The sequence below is a fragment of the Streptococcus pantholopis genome, from assembly GCF_001642085.1.
GTDB classification, from domain to species: domain Bacteria; phylum Bacillota; class Bacilli; order Lactobacillales; family Streptococcaceae; genus Streptococcus; species Streptococcus pantholopis.
Window position 1 is genome coordinate 895,525 of sequence record NZ_CP014699.1, and the last position, 17,735, is coordinate 913,259.

16 protein-coding genes are annotated in these 17,735 nt (G+C 42.5%); all 16 read left to right on the forward strand.

Features of this window, described 5'->3' with window-relative positions:
- The first annotated feature begins 71 nt into the window (after nt 1–71).
- Nucleotides 72–689 (forward strand): hypothetical protein, encoded by a 618-nt coding sequence (locus A0O21_RS04165; RefSeq protein ID WP_067061776.1) that lies wholly within the window; start codon nt 72–74, stop codon nt 687–689.
- On the forward strand, nt 680–2,041 hold the full coding sequence (locus A0O21_RS04170) for a hypothetical protein (RefSeq protein WP_067061779.1): 1,362 nt from the start codon (nt 680–682) through the stop codon (nt 2,039–2,041). Before A0O21_RS04165 ends, A0O21_RS04170 begins: the two co-directional genes overlap by 10 nt.
- 236 nt (nt 2,042–2,277) lie before the next feature.
- Nucleotides 2,278–2,601 carry a hypothetical protein gene (locus tag A0O21_RS04175; RefSeq protein ID WP_082854405.1) on the forward strand — a complete coding sequence of 108 codons (324 nt, stop codon included), beginning with the start codon at nt 2,278–2,280 and terminating at the stop codon, nt 2,599–2,601.
- A 225-nt stretch (nt 2,602–2,826) separates the two neighbouring features.
- The gene (locus A0O21_RS04180; RefSeq protein ID WP_067061782.1) at nt 2,827–3,144 is read left to right on the forward strand and encodes a PTS cellobiose transporter subunit IIB; all 318 of its coding nucleotides are present in this window, start codon (nt 2,827–2,829) and stop codon (nt 3,142–3,144) included.
- 51 nt (nt 3,145–3,195) lie between these two features.
- Entirely contained in the window at nt 3,196–5,181 is a 1,986-nt protein-coding gene (locus A0O21_RS04185; RefSeq protein WP_067065118.1) for a BglG family transcription antiterminator, read from the forward strand.
- A gap of 5 nt (nt 5,182–5,186) precedes the next feature.
- Complete coding sequence (locus tag A0O21_RS04190; RefSeq protein WP_067061785.1) at nt 5,187–5,519, forward strand: PTS cellobiose transporter subunit IIA; 333 nt, start codon at nt 5,187–5,189, stop codon at nt 5,517–5,519.
- Between the two features lie 60 nt (nt 5,520–5,579).
- Nucleotides 5,580–6,092, forward strand: a complete 513-nt coding sequence (locus tag A0O21_RS04195; RefSeq protein ID WP_067061788.1) for a hypothetical protein — start codon at nt 5,580–5,582, stop codon at nt 6,090–6,092.
- Between the two features lie 42 nt (nt 6,093–6,134).
- Nucleotides 6,135–7,487 carry a PTS cellobiose transporter subunit IIC gene (gene celB / locus A0O21_RS04200; RefSeq protein ID WP_082854406.1) on the forward strand — a complete coding sequence of 451 codons (1,353 nt, stop codon included), beginning with the start codon at nt 6,135–6,137 and terminating at the stop codon, nt 7,485–7,487.
- 368 nt (nt 7,488–7,855) lie between these two features.
- The gene (locus A0O21_RS04205; protein WP_067061791.1) at nt 7,856–8,950 is read left to right on the forward strand and encodes a DUF871 domain-containing protein; all 1,095 of its coding nucleotides are present in this window, start codon (nt 7,856–7,858) and stop codon (nt 8,948–8,950) included.
- 898 nt (nt 8,951–9,848) lie between these two features.
- On the forward strand, nt 9,849–11,291 hold the full coding sequence (locus tag A0O21_RS04215; RefSeq protein ID WP_067061799.1) for a 6-phospho-beta-glucosidase: 1,443 nt from the start codon (nt 9,849–9,851) through the stop codon (nt 11,289–11,291).
- Nucleotides 11,292–11,623: 332 nt separating this feature from the next.
- On the forward strand, nt 11,624–12,460 hold the full coding sequence (locus A0O21_RS04220) for a Cof-type HAD-IIB family hydrolase (RefSeq protein WP_067061802.1): 837 nt from the start codon (nt 11,624–11,626) through the stop codon (nt 12,458–12,460).
- A gap of 34 nt (nt 12,461–12,494) precedes the next feature.
- Entirely contained in the window at nt 12,495–13,109 is a 615-nt protein-coding gene (locus A0O21_RS04225; RefSeq protein WP_067061805.1) for an SGNH/GDSL hydrolase family protein, read from the forward strand.
- A gap of 74 nt (nt 13,110–13,183) precedes the next feature.
- Nucleotides 13,184–14,020: a Cof-type HAD-IIB family hydrolase gene (locus A0O21_RS04230; RefSeq protein WP_067061808.1), complete on the forward strand. Its 837-nt coding sequence runs from the start codon at nt 13,184–13,186 to the stop codon at nt 14,018–14,020.
- A 619-nt stretch (nt 14,021–14,639) separates the two neighbouring features.
- Nucleotides 14,640–14,777, forward strand: coding sequence for a hypothetical protein (locus A0O21_RS10860; protein WP_158511689.1), 138 nt, complete (start codon nt 14,640–14,642; stop codon nt 14,775–14,777).
- 6 nt (nt 14,778–14,783) lie between these two features.
- Nucleotides 14,784–15,383 (forward strand): histidine phosphatase family protein, encoded by a 600-nt coding sequence (locus A0O21_RS04240; protein ID WP_067061814.1) that lies wholly within the window; start codon nt 14,784–14,786, stop codon nt 15,381–15,383.
- An 854-nt stretch (nt 15,384–16,237) separates the two neighbouring features.
- The gene (locus A0O21_RS04245; RefSeq protein WP_067061817.1) at nt 16,238–17,677 is read left to right on the forward strand and encodes a 6-phospho-beta-glucosidase; all 1,440 of its coding nucleotides are present in this window, start codon (nt 16,238–16,240) and stop codon (nt 17,675–17,677) included.
- Nucleotides 17,678–17,735: the final 58 nt, after the last annotated feature.

The window sequence follows — 17,735 nt, forward strand, 5'->3', positions numbered from 1 at the left end:
AACTGCTATGCTATACTAATGAAAATTAAAACGAATGATTGAGGTTGTCTACAGGGAACAAGGAGCAGGATATGGCTAAAAGGAAAAAGTTAAGCAGACCGACAAAGATTTTCTGGGGACTGCTGGCTGCTGTTCTCATCACTATCACAGGAATTTGGGGGTATAATCGCTATATGGCAATAGAAAAAGTGAATCAGCTTTATAAACATGGTTTCAGACTTTATGAAGAACAGATTGCCACTTATATTAAAGAGAACTATTCCGGTATCAGTAAAATCGAGTTTTCACCGATTTTTGTAGATGGAGACGGACGCTTTACGATGCGAACAGTCAATGTCGTGCCAGTGATTTATGATGAAGAAGGAAATAAAGCATATTTAGGGAGAAAAGTTGAAAGCGTACACCATGTAACTTATGGTATTGGAGCAGACTTAACTTTGCAGTTTGACAGTTTCGGAAATGAAATTATAGAATTAGTCGGTCAAGAAGGTGTTATTGATGTTTCTAATTACGATGAGTTACCAGATAAAGCCATAAGAAAGGAAGATAAAGGGTTAGATGACAATATGAATACATTAATTAAGTATAACAAACTAAAAAATGTTAAAAAATCTTCCCAAGGCAGTCCTAAGATTGATATAACCTATAATTTAGAAATCAAGAAAGGAGAACATTGGAAATGGCATTGACTCATCAAGATATACAAGCACTTCAAAATGTAACAAAGGATTTATGCAGTGACGAAACGGTGTTAAAAGGTGATAACATTCCTGTAGAAACACTTAATTCAAACGGGAAAGTAGTTGAAAGTAACGAATATGAAGTTATAGATAAAATAAATGGAACAACTCAGGCCATTGCTGTAGCCCCGGTTGTTGATGGCAAGACAGACTACAGCCAAACGGCTATCGTTGTGGCGGGGACCCAACCTGGTTTCACTGAATCCACTAAAAATGCGATTGAAGCTAGAGATGGGATGACCCCGCAGGTGGACGATATCTCCGATTTTTATGACAGCACAGCTGCCAAACTGGAAAAAGAGCATGGCGGTGGGACCATTTCCAACATGTCCGGCTTCAGCCAGTCCGGTCCGGCAGTTGCTAAAGTGGCCGCAGAGCATCAGGTTCCCAAAATCACCAACTTCATGGACTGGGCAGCCAGTAGCGCTCTCTATTCTAAGACTAATCCTAAAGGCATAACCGCTGAGGAGAAGGCTTGGCTGGATCTGCACGCCACCATTTATATGGATTCGACCAGAGATGTGACCTATCTGGATGGGAAAAATCATGGGGACATTCCTTACGGCAAGAAATATATTGTTGAAGGCACAGGGGACCCCATTTCCGACCATGACACGGCTTTTCCCCGTATTAAGGGGAATGGTCTAGATATAGACTGGTATGTCAAGCACGGCCAGTTTGCTTCCGGCATGACCAAGGAGCAGGTGATTAAGGTGGCCAGAAAGAAGGCTAAAGAAGCCGCGAAAAACTGGGATATTAAAGACCCCAGCACTTGGTTTAACAGCACCGATTACCGGTTTTATCTGCTGAGATATGTTATGACCTACGGCGACTTTGCGGTTGGACCAAGCCAGACTGAGTTGCTGAGCTCTTACAAGAAGACGGTTAAGGAGCTGAGAAGTCAGCTGAAAACAGCGACAGGGTCTAAGCGAATCAGCTTGCGGGAGGAGCTGTTGCGGGCAGTTGCTGAGAAAGCTAGGCTGCAGGCCGAGCTTAAAGTTCAAGAGATTAAAGATGAGATTGCTCAGGCAAAAGAAGCTCTGCAGGCTGACATTAGGGCGACGCGTCAGGCTATGTACCAAATAGCAGAAGAACTGACGGATAGTGAAGTGGCCGAACTGCTGAGTCCTTACACTATGGAGAATTTATGGGACAGTCAGGCAGAGGCCCAAAATCTGGCAGAAGCTGATGCCTACCAGAACAGGATGATGGCTTTTGCGGATAAGCTGGATGCAGCGGCAGACAATCTAATAGCGACCGATCAGGAAGGGGCAGCTTTGTTTTCGACTAACAACAAGTAGGCAGACAGAGGTGCATAAAGGGCATTGTCACTTATTGGAACTGAACACGGCCTAAACGCTGCGGGAAAAAGATGTCCTGACTTAGAATCTGGCGATTCGTCAGTCAGTCCTCTATTTTCCTTTTGCGTTCTTAATGGGCTTTGTATCTTATTGGAATTGAACACGGGCTTAAACGCTCCCTTAGTTTGCTTTGTAGTTTGCATGGAGCAGTTGATTTGAAAAGAAGGAGGAGAAAAATGTACTACTGGATAGGGATTATTACTATTTTACTGGCACTTTTAGGCTTACAGCTTTACAGCCGGTCCTATCGCAAGAAGAGGTTTACAGGAACTTCCAAATCGATTTACATCATTCAATTTAAAAATGTGGACAAACGTCCGGATATTCTGGCTAATGATAAAATAGCACCAAGCCTTGAATTGATTGCAGAAAGGGATAAGGAGTACCGAGTGTACTCAAAGCTTGATGATACGGCCTTAAAGCAGCTGATTAGGAACGAGTATCATCTGAGTTCCGGTCAGGTTGTTATCAGCAGCCCTTATGGCATTATTCCTTCCTGACAATAAGGAAGAGTTTGCAAAAGAAGGGTCACTGGTTTGATAACTTTTGGGAAAGGAAACTTCTGAAACTGAAGTTTCCTTTTTGATATAGCTTTTTAAGCTGGTTAGGCGGGCATTGGCTTTTTCCTTTTCACTAAGGAAAAACATTGCCTTTACATTGTGTAAGCGTTTTATTAGAATAATAATGTAAGCTATTACAAATTTAATAAACGAAGGAGAAGAATTATGGCTAAAACAGCTTTGATTATTTGTGCAGGCGGCATGTCTTCCTCGATGATTGCTAAAAAGACAGCGACACTTTTGCAAGAACAGGGAGAAGATATCGAAATGGATGCTGTTGGTGTTCCTGAAGGGCAAAAACGCATCGAAGCTGATAAATACGATCTTTATCTGGTCAGTCCTCAGACAAAGATGAATTTCAAACAGCTAGCAGATGCTGCTGCTAAGAAAGATAAACCGATTGTGCAAATCCCGCCGCAAGCCTATATTCCTATTCCTATGGGGATTGAAAAAATGGCTGCATTAGTAAAGGAAAATATTTAGCACCCCGTTTCTATGCTTAAGCAGTCTTGTAGGGCTGCTGAAGGTTACCATATGTTAAATAAAAAGGAAAGGCAGATTGTTCAGTATCTGATACAGAACAAAGAGCACTTTACGACCAGCAAGGAGTTGGGAGAGCAGCTGGATTGCTCAGACCGCACCATCAGAACTTACTGCAAGTCCATTATGGAGAAGCTTGACGGCTATCAGGGCCTGCAGCTTGTTTCTAAACAGGGATACGGCTACCGTCTTATCGTAGAAGATGAAGAAGGGCTGGCTGACTTTTTAAAGGCTAACCGTCTGCCTAAAAGTCATCTTCCTAACGATGAGACGGCTGATGCCGATGATCGTTATAATTATTTGCTCAATAAGCTTCTCTTTGAACAAAATGAAATCTATTTTGACGATTTAACCAGCGAACTCTTTGTCAGCCGATCTACTCTGTCTAACGATTTTAAAAAAATCAGGCAGCGCTTTGCTCCCTACCATTTAAAAGTTGAAAGCAAAGCCAATAAAGGCGTTTATGTCACCGGATCGGAACGCGATAAGAGGCGGTTTATCATGGATTATTTCAGTGATTCTGGCTTTATCAGCAGTATGCATACCTATGTTGATGATGATTTTTTGAATCATAGCATCACTTTTGAGGAACTGTCCATTATAGTTATTGATGAATGCCGTGAAGCAGAACTAAAACTGTCTGATTTTGTGATTCAAAATCTGATTATCCATATCGCCTTAGCTATTCGGCGCTTAGAGGCTGGTTTTGTGATAGCCAAGATAGAACAGTCTGAAGCTTTTGCGGACTTGCCGGAACGCAGAGTAGCTGTAAGGATTTTAGAGCGGGTCGCTAAGGCTGCCTCAATGACTTTTCCCTCTGAAGAAGTCGATTATATCACGCTGCACCTGATTTCTAAAAGCCACAGCAGCTGGATTGTTCCTCAAGATTCGCTGTCTCAGCTTCGCTTTGAATTGATACAGGCTTTAGAGTCAATAGCTTTGCCATTTAGCGGCGATTCACAGCTCCTTGAAGGGCTGCTGGCCCATCTGTCAACACTTTTGCTGCGTCTTAACGGTCAGATTACTTTAGAAAATCCTTTGCGTGAAGAGATTCAAAAGCACTATCAGAAAAGCTACTATTTGGCAGAAAAACTGATGTCAGCTCTGCCTGCTTTTTCTGGCTATTTGCTCTCAGCAGATGAACTGTCTTATATTGCTCTGCATTTTATGGCTGCCAGTGAGCGTTATAAAGAACGTCACGATAAATACAATATTTTAGTGATTTGCGCTACTGGATTTGGCTCTGCTCAGATGCTCAAGAGCCGGATTGAAAATGAGCTGGGAAATATCATCCATATCAAGGATGTCATCGGTTACTATGAAATCAATGATGACAGGTTAAAAGATGTTGATTTTATTATTTCTTCCATTGATTTATCGCATTTGCTTTTTACAATCCCTGTCTTCACGGTCTCTATCTTTTTAAATGAAGACGAAGTGCAGATGCTCCGCCATGAAATTGCTCAGCTGGGAGAAGCTTCATCTGCCGTTCAGGAGAGTAAGGCTGGAGATAATAGCGATATAGCCTCGGTTTTTGACCAGTATTTTTCTGAAAAATCTTTCCTTATTTTAAAAGACGGTCATAAAGACAGTGTTATCAAGACGCTTTTGGAGATGATGGCAGAGGGGGAAGATCAGGCTTTTGTCGGGCGAATGCAGGAGCTGATCAGGCAAAGAGAAGAGATGTCTTCGGTCGTTTTCAGCGATACTATTGCCGTTCCTCATCCGGTTAAGGCTGCAGCCAACCACCATCGGATTGGTCTGGCTATTGTCAAAAACGGTCTGAAATGGAACAGTGATTACCCGCATATTCAGTTCGTTTTTTTAACATCTATGTCCATTCATAATAACGAAGGATTAACAGAACTGGCTGCCTCCATTGTTGATTTGGTAGAGCGGCCTGATTTGCAGGCTGAAATGCTGGCTTGTCAGTCATTTGAACAGTTTAGGAAATTATTTTTAATGATAAAAGAGAGGTGACATCCATGAATCCAGAAGAGTTACAAGTAGCAGCTTTTGAGATTATTTTGAACTCCGGTAACGCAAGGACACTTGTTCATGAAGGTTTTGATGCAATGCGCAAGGGAGAGCTTGATTCAGCTGCTGCGAAACTTGAAGAAGCAAATGAAGAGCTGCTCAAAGCTCATCAAGCTCAGACCAACCTTTTACAAGAATATGCCGGCGGTACTGAAATTAAAATTGAAATCATCATGGTTCATGCCCAGGATCATCTAATGACAACGATGACACTGCGGGAAGTAGCCTTGGAAATGCTGGAACTGTATAAAAAAGCTCGGCTAAAGCGGTCAGTCTTTTAAAGAGCTGCCGTCTCTTAAAACCAAAGGTAAGTTTTGTTCACTGTCAAGGAGGGAATTACTATGGCTGCTTTAACAGAAGCAGAAAAAAAGAAAATTGACGGGCTGAGGAAGAAAAACAGTCTGAAAAGTATGTATTACACCAGATATTTTCTGATTCGCTATGTGGTTGCTTTTTTCTTTTTTATCAATCTCTACTGGCTGTTATTGCTGTCTTTGTCAGGTGCTGCAAGAATAGCGGTCCTGCCGCTTGCTTTAGCGGCCTGCGGTGCCGTCTGTATGTGGGAGCAGTATCAGATGTATTCTGAAAATCAAAAGCCGGCCCGTATGACTCGGCTGTATTTTCAGCTGATTATTATTGTTAACAGCTTGCTCATTCTTGCTGTGCTGTTAAATCATTATCACTCTTTTTACCCTTTTTTGGCTGTCAGCAGAACGGTACAGCTTTTATTAGTCGCATTTCTTGCAGCAGGTATAGGCTTAGCTGCTTGGATGTTAGCTAAACTTAAGCGTATCAACCAAAAAAAAGACAGGCAGTATTACCGTATCCAGCAGTATCTGGCTACTATTAAATAATTAGCAAACATATTTTTCATATTTTAAGGAGGAGGTTCAATAATGAATAAATTGTTTGAATTCTTAGAGAAGTACCTGATGGGACCGATGGGTAAGGTTTCCACCTACCGTCCCGTCCGTGCTATCGTTGCCGCCGGTATTGCCAGTATTCCTTTCACCATTGTCGGCTCGATGTTTTTGGTATTAAGCATTGTTCCGCTTGCTTTTCCTTTGGAATTTATCAAGGACCTTTGGGCTAATTCTTTTGACAAGATTCAGCCTTTATACTTGCAGGCTTATAACTGTACAATGGGAATTCTGTCACTCTACTTTTCTATTGTCATCGGTTATGAATACACGAAGATTTATGCAGAGGAGCAGGAAGAAAATGTGGATCCGGTCTACGGCGCTTTGCTGTCCGTCTTTGCCTTCTTCCTGACTATTCCGCAATTGGTGGTTTCAAAAGGAGCCTTTGACTACCTCAATGTTGATGGAGAAACCATCAACGGCTGGACTATCGGAGGAAACAGTCTGGACCGCCTATCAACTTCAGGTATGTTTACAGCCATTTTGATGGCTATTCTAGTTGTACAGCTCTATCGGCTGTGTATTAACCGCAATTGGGTTGTGAAGATGCCGGAAGCTGTTCCTGAAGGGGTTTCCCGTTCCTTCTCCGCACTGATTCCTGCGGGCTTCGTTGCCTTTGTTTTGCTGATTATTGATGGTATTTTTATCGCTTTTGGGACAGATATCTACAATGTTATTGCTATTCCATTTGCCTTTGTCCGCAATATCACAAACAGCTGGATCGGTATCGTTATTATTTACCTGCTGGTTCACGCCCTGTGGATTGTTGGTATTCACGGTGCCAATATCGTCATGGGCTTGGTTAACCCAATTCTCTTGACCAATATGGCTGAAAATGTAAAAGGCGCTAATATCGCTTTTGCCGGTGAGTTCACAAATGCTTATGTTACTATCGGCGGTTCCGGTGCGACTTTGCTGCTCTGTTTTTGGCTGGCCTTCATGGCTAAATCTGCTCAGCTTAAAGTGCTGGGCAGGGCAGCGATGGGACCTGCTATCTTTAATATTAACGAACCCTTGATTTTTGGTATTCCAATTGTTTACAATCCTATCTTGGCGCTGCCATTTATCTTGGCTCCGATTGCCAGTGCTTCTGTTGGTTATTGGTCGATAAGACTTGGCTTAGCCGGTATAGCAACTGCTCAGACCCCATGGCCAACGCCAATCGGCCTTGGTGCTTACATCGGTGCCGCAGGAAGCGGCTTGGCCGGCAGTATCGGTGCTTTTGTTACGGCTGTTGTCTGCGCAATTGTCGCCTTTATCATCTGGTATCCATTTATCAAGATGTACGATAACAAACTGCTTGCTGAAGAAGGCGCAGCTGAAGCTTAACATATGGTAATAAGGCATCCTGTGCGTACAGGATGCCTTATTTGAAAAAAACAAGTTCTAGAAAGTTGTTTTAGAGGATAGTTTCAGCCCGAACTCAAAAATGAGAGAGTGAGGGAATTTTAAGGCCTGAGATTTGTCTTACTGTTTACTAGCCGCAGCCGTTTGCAAAATCAGAGATTTCGAACTTACCGCCAGCCGTAAACGTCTGAAAGCTTTGTCGCCTTAACAGTCGACCGCACCCTTCTAGTCGTTCTGGCAGGGGTACGCCTACGAGGGGTACGCCTACGAAATCGAAGATTTCTGGCTTACCGTCATTTTTGCTTTGCTCTTTTAACGGGCTTTGTATCTTGTTAAAACTAAGGAGAATTATGGGTGAATTAGGTTTGTCTGTCTACCCGTCGAAAACAGAGACGGCTATTCTTAAGAGTTATTTGTCAACTGCTGCTGAGATAGGCTACAGCAGGATATTTACATCGATGTTGGAGCTTACAGACAGCACAGAAGAGACGCTTGATCGGTTTAGGGAAGTGATTGCCCACGGCAATCGCCTGGGAATGAAAACATCTATTGATATCAATCCGCAGTTGTTTGAAGAACTGGGAGTAAATTATGAGGATTTAGCTTTTTTCAACGATTTGGGTATTTGGGCTTTGCGGTTAGATCAGGGTTTTACAGGGCAGGAAGAAGCAGAGATGTCACAAAATCCTTTCGGGCTGGTAATTGAGCTGAATATATCCCGCGGACAGCACTATATTGATCAAGTGATGGACTTTTCTGCAGACCGCAGATATGTAACGGGAACGCATAACTTTTATCCCCAGCCTTATACAGGACTTGATTTTACTTATTTTACAGACTGTGCCGCCCAGTATAAGAACCACCATCTAAGGACAGCTGCTTTTATTGATTCTCCAAAAGGGACGGTGGGGCCTTGGCCTGTTGGAGATATGCTGGTCAGTACTGAACGTCAGCGCCTCTTATCGCCTGAGGCACAAGTTCAGCTTTTGTTGGCTACTCAGCTGATTGATGATATTTTTGTTGCATCGTCTTTGCTGCCTGCTGATGAGCTGCAGAAAATATATGACAGCTTTGTATCAGCTGTGCCTCGGTTGAAAGTGACTTTACTGTCTACGGCCTCGGCTGATGAACAAGCTATTGTTCTCGATAACAGGCATCGCTATCGCGGAGATTATTCCGGCTATATGATTCGTTCATCAGAAATGCGCAATCTTTATAAAGACAGAGATTTTCCGCCAGTAGATCATGGCAAGACCATCAAAAAAGGTCAGCTGACTATCTGTAATAATCGCAGCGGACAGTACAGAGGCGAACTCCAAATTGCTTTAAAAGAGCGGCCAAATGACGGCACTCACAATATCATTGGCAAAGTGGCCGATGATTATTTGCCTGTGCTTGATTTACTGAAACCTTGGCAGTCTTTTGAGCTGGTTAAGGCATTTTAGCTTTTTAAACAGAGAAAAGGATGAACTGTTATAAATGACATTCTGGCTGCTGAAAGTTTCAATATAAGAATACAGTCTGTATACCTTGTTTTTTCTGACAAAATCTGTTTTATCAATATGTGTTTATCTTAATAAACTGAGGTTCTGTCTTATTGTTAGCTAGCCGTAGCCGTCTGAAGGACGATTTTAAAAATAGGCCTTAATATTTGTTATAGTGCTATATGCAAGACGCTAGTCATCTAGTGGCACTTTATTCGCTTTTTCAAAGCTTTAAAATGACTACTAGGCTTTGCGGGGGCGGGACAACGAACTTTATGGTCTGGGCTTCTGTCCCACTCCCTAGTCGTTCTGGCAGAGGTGCGCCTGCGAAATCATAGATTTCTGGCTTACCGTCAGCCGTAAACGTCTGAAAGCTTTGTCGCCTTAACAGCCGACCGCACCTTTCTAGTCGTCTTGGCAGAGGTGCGCCTACGAAATCATAGATTTCTGGCTTACCGTCATTTTTGCTTTGCTTTTTTAACGGGCTCTGTATCTTGTTATTTGAACACGGGCTAAACGCTGCGGGAAAAAGATGTCTTGACTTAGAATCTGGCGATTCGTCAGTCAGTCCCCTATTTTCCTTTTGCGTTCTTAACGGGCTTTGTATCTTGTTGGAACTGAACATGGCCTAAAATCCTAGTGAAAAAGATGTCTGTCATCGTGATGCCAGCATCACTTGCCATCCCCTATTTTCATACGGATTTTTAAACGCCCTTTGTATCTTGTTATAATTGAACACGGGCTAAACGCTGTGAGAAAAAGATAGCCTTCTCTTGAGTCTTTAGTGACTCGGTGGTCAGGCTCCTATTTTCTCTTTGCGTTCTTAACGCCCTTTGTATCTTGTTGAAAGGAGTTTTCGATGACTTTTCCAAAAAATTTTCTGTGGGGCGGTGCTTTGGCTGCCCATCAGTTTGAAGGCGGTGTATTAGAGACTTCAAAGGGGCTTTCTGTTGCTGATGTGATGACAGCAGGAGCTCATGGTGTGCCTCGGCTTATCACCGATGGCCTTGTTGAAGGCAACTACTACCCTAATCATATTGGCATTGATTTTTATCATCACTACAAGGAAGACATTGCTATGTTTGCTGATTTGGGTTTCAAATGCTTTCGGACGTCAATCGCCTGGTCCCGTATTTTTCCAAAAGGGGACGAAGCAGTGCCCAACGAAGAAGGACTGGCTTTTTATGATGCTGTTTTTGACGAACTGCTGAAATACGGGATTGAGCCCGTGATTACCCTATCGCATTTTGAGATGCCTTACCACCTGGCTAAGGAATACGGCGGTTTTATGAGCCGCAAAACCATTGATTATTTCCTTAATTTTGCTGAAAGTGTCTTTAAGCGTTACAAAAATAAGGTCAAATACTGGATGACCTTCAATGAAATCAATAATCAAATGAACTACAGCAATGATCTTTTCGGCTGGACAAATTCCGGTGCTCATTTTGGCGACTATCCAAATCCTGAAGAAGCCATGTATATTTGCGGTCATCATACTCTGCTGGCTTCAGCCAAGGCGGTTAAGCTCGGTAAAGCTATTAATCCGGAATTTAAGATTGGCAATATGATTGCCATGGTACCGATTTATCCCTTCTCAGCCCGTCCGGCCGATCAGGTTCTGGCTCAGCAAATGATGCATAACCGCTGGTTCTTCTGTGATGTACAGGTTCGCGGCTATTATCCGAATTATGCCTTAAAAATGTTTGAACGTAAAGGTATCACTGTTGATATCACAGAAGAGGATAAAGAAGTCTTGGCTTCAGGAACTGTTGATTATATCGGCTTTAGCTATTATATGAGCAATACAGTTGATTCAACAGCGCATAAAGATATTTCTGAGGATACCAGCGGAGGCAGTGAACACTCTGTTACCAATCCTTTTATTAAAGAATCCGATTGGGGCTGGGCGATTGACCCAGAAGGTCTGCGCTATTCCCTTAATGCCTTTTATGAACGTTACCAACTGCCGCTTTTTATCGTTGAGAATGGGTTTGGAGCTATTGATGTCAAAGAGACTGACGGTTCAGTGCATGATCAGTATCGTATCGACTATCTGCGGGCTCATATCAAAGAAATGGAAAAAGCCATTGATGAGGACGGTGTTGAGCTTTGGGGCTATACGCCTTGGGGTTGCATTGACTGTGTTTCATTTACAACTGGGGAGATGAAGAAGCGCTATGGCTTTATTTATGTGGATCGCAACAATGACGGATCAGGGACTCTGGAGCGTTCTAAAAAAGATTCCTATGACTGGTATAAGCAAGTGACAGCGTCAAATGGAGCAGATTTAGGTCAACAGTAGATAAAAAGCAGTAAAATAAAAGGAGAGTTTTAACCTTTCCCCAGTCCTTCGCTTCTCAGTCTTTGCTGGACTGCTGTTAGATCTTATTGCTCTTTAGCTGGTTGTATCCTTTGCTATAACATTTATTTTTATCATTAAGAGGAAGCTGAGAGTGACATATTTTAGTTTTCTCTTTTTTAACTAAACGCAGAGCAGAAAGAGCTGATAAGAGTTCTTTTGATACAGTATTTTTCTTTGTTAATAGCAACTGTTTACGGTACAATAAATAGAGTGACGGACAAACAAATTCAGCAGTCTGCTGCTGAGAATTTAAAGCACAATGAAGGAATATCATGACAGTAAAAATCATTGCAACCGATATGGACGGTACATTTTTGACAAACAAGAAAACCTATGATAAAGCTTTGTTTAATCGGCTTTTTCTCCTTTGTCAGGAAAAAGAGATTAAGTTTGTCGCTGCCAGCGGCAATCAGTACCGGCAGATTATTCAGCAGTTTCCTGACTGGAGCAGCCGTATTGCGGTTGTCGCAGAAAATGGCGGCCATATTGTGGCAGATGGCAGAACCTTAGCGGAAGAATTTGTAAAATCGGCCGCAGTTACCAAACTGCTTGATTATGTGGAAGAGAATTATCCGGAAACGGTTATCAATTTGGCAGGGAAAAAATCGTCTTACATGCTGCAGAAAACACCAGCTGCTATTAAGGAGGCGCTGAGCTATTATCTGCCGGCAATGCAGTATGTTGATAATTTACATACTGTTTCTGATGATGATTTTTTCAAAGTAACACTTCTTGTAGAAGAAGCGCTGACTTTTACAATTCAAAAAGAAATCAATACTCTTTTTATTAAAGACGGTTTGCGGGCAGTCTCCAGCGGTTTTGGCTGTTTAGATATTATTCCTGCCCATGTGCATAAAGGAACTGGCCTTAAGTATCTGTTGGAATACTGGGGACTGACTGCTGACAGTCTCTTGGCTTTTGGTGACGGCGGCAATGACTTGGAAATGTTGAAGCTGGCAAAATATTCCTACGCTATGGCTAATGCGACAGCAGAAGTGAAAAATACTGCTGCTTTTCAGGCGCCCTCTAATGAAGAAAATGGTGTTCTGAAAGTAATGGCCTCTTATCTGATGAAGCAGGAGGCTGAGCATACTGCTTTTAATATGTAACTATAGTTTGTGAATCAAATAGCAGGAGGCCGCAATGTTAGAAACGATCAGCCCGGAATTGAGGGCCTATCAGGATGATAAACTGAAACAGTTTAAAAAGCGTAACCCACAGGAAGCAAAAAATGGCATTGTTTTTGCCGGTGACTCTCTCATTGACTTTTATCCGCTGAAGAAGTGGCTGGGACGGGATCTTCCTCTTATCAACCGAGGAATTGCCGGGACGCATTCCCGATGGCTTTTAGAGCACTTAGATAGTCAGATTAGGGAGTTGAAGCCTGCCAAAGTATTTGTGCTCATTGGAACGAATGATTTGGGACTGGGTCGTGAACCGGAGGCTGTCGTTAAAACTATCTCTGAAATCGTAGCTGAACTGAATGAAGTCCTTTATGCTGAACAAATCTATGTGCTGTCACTTTTGCCAGTTAATCAGAATCAGAAGTTTAAACAGACTGTCAAAATCCGCAGCAATCAAGCTATTAGAACGGTTAACAAGGCTTTGGCAGATTTGTCTGGCTGTATTTTCATTGATTTATATCATGATTTGCTGGATGAAAGGGGCAATCTTGCTGAAGGGTACACTGTGGACGGCCTGCATCTGACTCCTGCAGCCTATCAGTGCATTTCTGATCGAATAAAAGCCTATCTCTGAAAGAAAATCGCAATAAGGAAGGGTCGATAAAGTTTTTTTGCAGAACAAGTTATGATAAAAACGGAGGTGATTTGTTGGCTGTAAAATTAATTGCCAGCGATATGGATGGAACTTTTTTGGATGGGTGCGGTGACTATGACCGCCAGCGTTTCGAAAGGCTCTTAGATGTATTGGAGGAAAGGGACATTAAGTTTGTTGTTGCTTCCGGCAACAGTATGCCTAGGTTGGCGATGATGTTTGACGGTCTTTTAGAGCGGCTGATTGTGGTTGCTGAGAACGGAGCCCAGCTGATTACAAACGGCCAGCTGTTTGCTGAACATACGGTTGCTAAGTCAGATTTAGAAAATTTTCTGGCTTATTTTTCTAAACAGCTAGTGGACTACAAGGTGATGCTTTCAGGTTTGAAGGCAACTTATATGCTCAAGGACAGTCATTTCAGTATTGACAGCAGTCTGATTAAAGCTGATCAGGCCGCTCTTTTGATGAAAAGCATTGTAGAGCTGTCGGATTTTAATCAGCTGCCGGCTGACGAGCGTTTCTTTAAAATAAGTCTGCTCCTGCCAGAAGAAAAAGACAGGGAAATTATCGTCGATTTTAATAACCGTTTTCCAGGACATTTAACAGCTACAGCCAGCGGTTTTGGCGGTGTTGATATTATTCAGACCGGCTGGCATAAAGGCCGGGCTTTAGCCCAGCTGATGCAGCATTATAGCCTGACTGCTGATCAGGTCATGGCTTTCGGGGATGGCGGAAATGATATTGAAATGCTGCGGCTGGCGGGAGCTTCTTATGCTATGGACAATGCTCCCCAGGAGGTGAAAGCAGCTGCCCGTTTCATTGCTCCTAGTCATAAAGAAGCCGGTGTTTTTCAGGTCATTGAAGATTATTTAAAAAAATCAGAAATAAAATAAGACTACTTGAAAGGCCGGCAAATCAGCAAGACTTTCATTTGCAGAGAACCGGTAGAATGTGGAATATAGTCATTGGCTGCCTACTTCAGCCTGACAAGGCGAAGCAAAACATTAAAAACTTACTGAGATGCAGTATAAGCCGTTTCTTCAAAATCGGTTAATAGTATTAGTTTATCTGATTATTGCATAAGAAAGCGTTTGCAAAATTTTGTAAAATAAAAGCATACCACTATGAGAAGAGCTAATCGATGATTGCATGATTTCCTTCAAGATTTTATGGACCGGCGGCTTCAGATACAGCGCGTGCTGTGCTGCACCTGAAGATCGGCAGACAATGGGCATTGAGCTCACTACGCCGATGAAGCGTGCGAAGCTGGATGCTGCTTTAAAGGATAAGGTTTAAAAGAATGGGACTTTGGTGCTTTTGAAGTTCATCAAGAATACCTCAAGCCTAAATTTACTGCCAGAACGAATCAGGCTACCGCGACTATTTTCTTGCATACGGCGGAGAATCCAATGTTCAGGTGTATGAATTCGCAAAGTTGTTGTAGAAAGCAGTGAAAATGACTGTTTGCTCTTTGTCAGCCATGGATCTGTTATTACACAATTCTATCGGCATATGACTGAAAATCCCCCTGTCCCTGCTAAGCGAATGGCTAACTGTGCGATACTGAAAATCAGCTGTAATGATGACTGTAAAATGGAAGTTCAGTCTATCTTTAATCCTATGGAAGAAGAGTATATCTATGAAAGGTAACGGCTTATGAAAACGCTATATCTGATGCGCCATGGTGAAACCTTATTTAACCAATTGCAGTTAATCCAAGGGTGGTGCGATTCTCCTTTGACAGAACAAGGCAGAATCCAGGCTCAACAAGCTGGAGCTTATTTTGAGGAGAAGGGGATTCATTTTAATTACCTATACAGTTCGACCTCAGAACGGGCTTGTGAAACTCTGGAGCTGGTTAGTAAAAGAAGTGATTATAAACGGCTGAAGGGCTTGAAAGAATTTAATTTCGGCCGTATGGAAGGTCAGCCTGAATATCTGCATCCCAACCGCCGACGGGGACAGAAAGGGCACGGTGAGTTTTACCTTCAGTATGATGGCGAAAGCGACAGCCAGCTTGAAAAGCGTGTTAAAGAAACGATTGTCAAACTGGTGGAAGAAGCAGAAGCAGGAGCTTCTATTCTGGCAGTCAGTCATGCCGGAGCAATCATGTCTTTTTACCGACAGTCAGATGTGCCAGCCTCATTTGATCTATCTCTTTCTAACTGCAGTATTTTGAAATATGAAATAAGGGAAAAGCAATTTATTTTAGCTGAATTGATTGATCCGGTTCACCAAAAACAGTGGTTTTTTTAAAATAATGTCAGTTGGTGCAAAGCTGGAAGCCGCAGATGTCTGAGAGAAAGAGATGATTTTTAGCTTTCATTAATTTAACAGTTGTGCTATCTGTACAGAAATGAAGCAGCTAGCATTATTTAGCCGTTTTTTCAAATCTTTACTGGGCCTTGAGAGAGAATAGCAGACATCACAATCCAGACTTCTGTCTCGCTCCCTTAACGGGCTCTGTATCTTGTTAATTGAACACGCCCTAAAATCCTAGTGAAAAAGATGGCTGTTAGCGTGATGCAAGACATCACTTGCCATCCCCTATTTTCATACGGATTTTTTCACGGGCTTTGTATCTTGTTAATTGAACACGGCCTAAACGCTGCGGGAAAAAGATGGCTGTCAGCGTGATGCAAGACATCACTTGCCATCCCCTATTTTCCTTTTGCGTTTTTAACGGCCTTTGTATCTTGTTTAATTGAACACGGCCTAAGAGCTGTGCAAAAAGAGACGCAGTCGTAGGAAGCGCAAGCTGACGTACGAATGTGGCTATTCTGTGAGTATAAAATTTCCTAAAGTCTTAATGACTCTTCGTCAATTTTTCTATTTTTGCTGTGAGCTTTTAACGGCCTTTGTATCTTGTTTAATTGAACACGGCCTAAACGCTGCGGGAAAAAGATGGCTGTCAGCGTGATGCAAGACATCACTTGCCATCCCCTATTTTCCTTTTGCGTTTTTAACGGCCTTTGTATCTTGTTTAATTGAACACGGCCTAAACGCTGCGGGAAAAAGATGGCTGTCAGCGTGATGCAAGACATCACTTGCCATCCCCTATTTTCCTTTTGCGTTTTTAACGGCCTTTGTATCTTGTTGAAGGAGGGATTATGACTACTTATTCAGCTTTTCCGGAAGGTTTTTTATGGGGCGGCGCAACTGCTGCCAATCAGTGTGAAGGGGCTTATAATATCGATGGCCGGGGTCTGGCCAATGTAGATGTTGTGCCAATCGGCAAGGATCGTTTTCCGATTATCACCGGTCAGAAAAAGATGTTTGATTTCGAAGAAGGTTATTTTTACCCTGCTAAAGAATCAATTGATTTTTACGGTCACTACAAGGAAGATATTGCTCTTTTTGCTGAGATGGGCTTTAAAACCTACCGTATGTCTATTGCCTGGACCCGGATTTTTCCTAAAGGTGATGAATCAGAGCCAAATGAAGCCGGTCTGCAGTTTTATGAAAATGTTTTTAAAGAATGCCGGAAATATGGCATTGAGCCTTTGGTAACAATTACCCATTTTGATTGCCCTATGTATTTAATCGAGCATTATGGCGGCTGGCGTAACCGCAAGCTGATTGATTTTTACGAACAGTTATGCCGTGTTCTTTTTACTCGTTTCAAAGGTTTGGTTCGTTATTGGCTGACTTTTAATGAAATCAATATGATTTTGCATGCTCCGTTTATGGGGGCCGGACTGTACTTTGAGGAAGGCGAAAATGCTGAGGAAATCAAGTATCAGGCTGCTCATCATGAATTAGTGGCATCCGCTTTAGCGACAAAAATTGCCCATGAAATAGATCCTGATAACAAGGTGGGCTGTATGCTGGCAGCGGGGCAGTATTATCCTAATACCTGCCATCCGGCTGATTATTGGGAAGCTATGAATGAAGATCGTGAAAATTATTTTTTTATTGATGTTCAGGCACGTGGAGAGTACCCGAATTATGCTAAGAAAAAATTTGCTAAAAACGGTTTGAAAGTTGAAATGACTGCAGAAGACTTAGCGCTTTTGAAAGAGCATACTGTTGATTTTGTCTCATTTTCCTATTACTCAAGTCGCGTAGCTTCAGCTGATCCATCTTTAAAAGACACAACTGCCGGAAATATTTTTGCATCTCTTAAAAACCCCTATTTGGAAGCTTCTGAATGGGGCTGGCAAATTGACCCTTTGGGGCTGAGGATTACCCTGAACATGCTTTGGGATCGTTACCAAAAACCGCTTTTTATTGTAGAAAACGGTCTTGGTGCTGTAGATGTGCCTGATGAAAATGGCTTTATCGCCGATGACTACCGTATTGATTATTTGCGGGAGCATATTAAAACTATGAATCAGGCTATTAATGAAGATGGTGTCGTTGTTTGGGGTTACACAACTTGGGGCTGTATCGATCTGGTTTCAGCCGGAACTGGAGAGATGAAGAAACGCTACGGTTTTATCTATGTTGACCGAGACAATGAAGGCAAAGGTAGTCTTAAGCGGTCCAAAAAGAAATCATTTACCTGGTACCAAAAAGTAATTGCCTCCAACGGAACAGATCTTGACTAAAATTAGACTGCTGTGCTTTGTCAGCAGGCTGGATTTACTTTACTAAGCCGATTTTTTC

What these genes read in the sequence shown, in the direction of transcription:
- A0O21_RS04195 (WP_067061788.1), top strand. Translation starts at nt 5,580, where the DNA reads ATGGCTGCTTTAACAGAAGCAGAAAAAAAGAAAATTGACGGGCTGAGG.
- celB (WP_082854406.1), top strand. Translation starts at nt 6,135, where the DNA reads ATGAATAAATTGTTTGAATTCTTAGAGAAGTACCTGATGGGACCGATG.
- A0O21_RS04165 (WP_067061776.1), top strand. Translation starts at nt 72, where the DNA reads ATGGCTAAAAGGAAAAAGTTAAGCAGACCGACAAAGATTTTCTGGGGA.
- A0O21_RS04185 (WP_067065118.1), top strand. Translation starts at nt 3,196, where the DNA reads ATGTTAAATAAAAAGGAAAGGCAGATTGTTCAGTATCTGATACAGAAC.
- A0O21_RS04180 (WP_067061782.1), top strand. Translation starts at nt 2,827, where the DNA reads ATGGCTAAAACAGCTTTGATTATTTGTGCAGGCGGCATGTCTTCCTCG.
- A0O21_RS04220 (WP_067061802.1), top strand. Translation starts at nt 11,624, where the DNA reads ATGACAGTAAAAATCATTGCAACCGATATGGACGGTACATTTTTGACA.
- A0O21_RS04225 (WP_067061805.1), top strand. Translation starts at nt 12,495, where the DNA reads ATGTTAGAAACGATCAGCCCGGAATTGAGGGCCTATCAGGATGATAAA.
- A0O21_RS04245 (WP_067061817.1), top strand. Translation starts at nt 16,238, where the DNA reads ATGACTACTTATTCAGCTTTTCCGGAAGGTTTTTTATGGGGCGGCGCA.
- A0O21_RS10860 (WP_158511689.1), top strand. Translation starts at nt 14,640, where the DNA reads ATGACTGAAAATCCCCCTGTCCCTGCTAAGCGAATGGCTAACTGTGCG.
- A0O21_RS04170 (WP_067061779.1), top strand. Translation starts at nt 680, where the DNA reads ATGGCATTGACTCATCAAGATATACAAGCACTTCAAAATGTAACAAAG.
- A0O21_RS04240 (WP_067061814.1), top strand. Translation starts at nt 14,784, where the DNA reads ATGAAAACGCTATATCTGATGCGCCATGGTGAAACCTTATTTAACCAA.
- A0O21_RS04215 (WP_067061799.1), top strand. Translation starts at nt 9,849, where the DNA reads ATGACTTTTCCAAAAAATTTTCTGTGGGGCGGTGCTTTGGCTGCCCAT.
- A0O21_RS04190 (WP_067061785.1), top strand. Translation starts at nt 5,187, where the DNA reads ATGAATCCAGAAGAGTTACAAGTAGCAGCTTTTGAGATTATTTTGAAC.
- A0O21_RS04205 (WP_067061791.1), top strand. Translation starts at nt 7,856, where the DNA reads ATGGGTGAATTAGGTTTGTCTGTCTACCCGTCGAAAACAGAGACGGCT.
- A0O21_RS04175 (WP_082854405.1), top strand. Translation starts at nt 2,278, where the DNA reads ATGTACTACTGGATAGGGATTATTACTATTTTACTGGCACTTTTAGGC.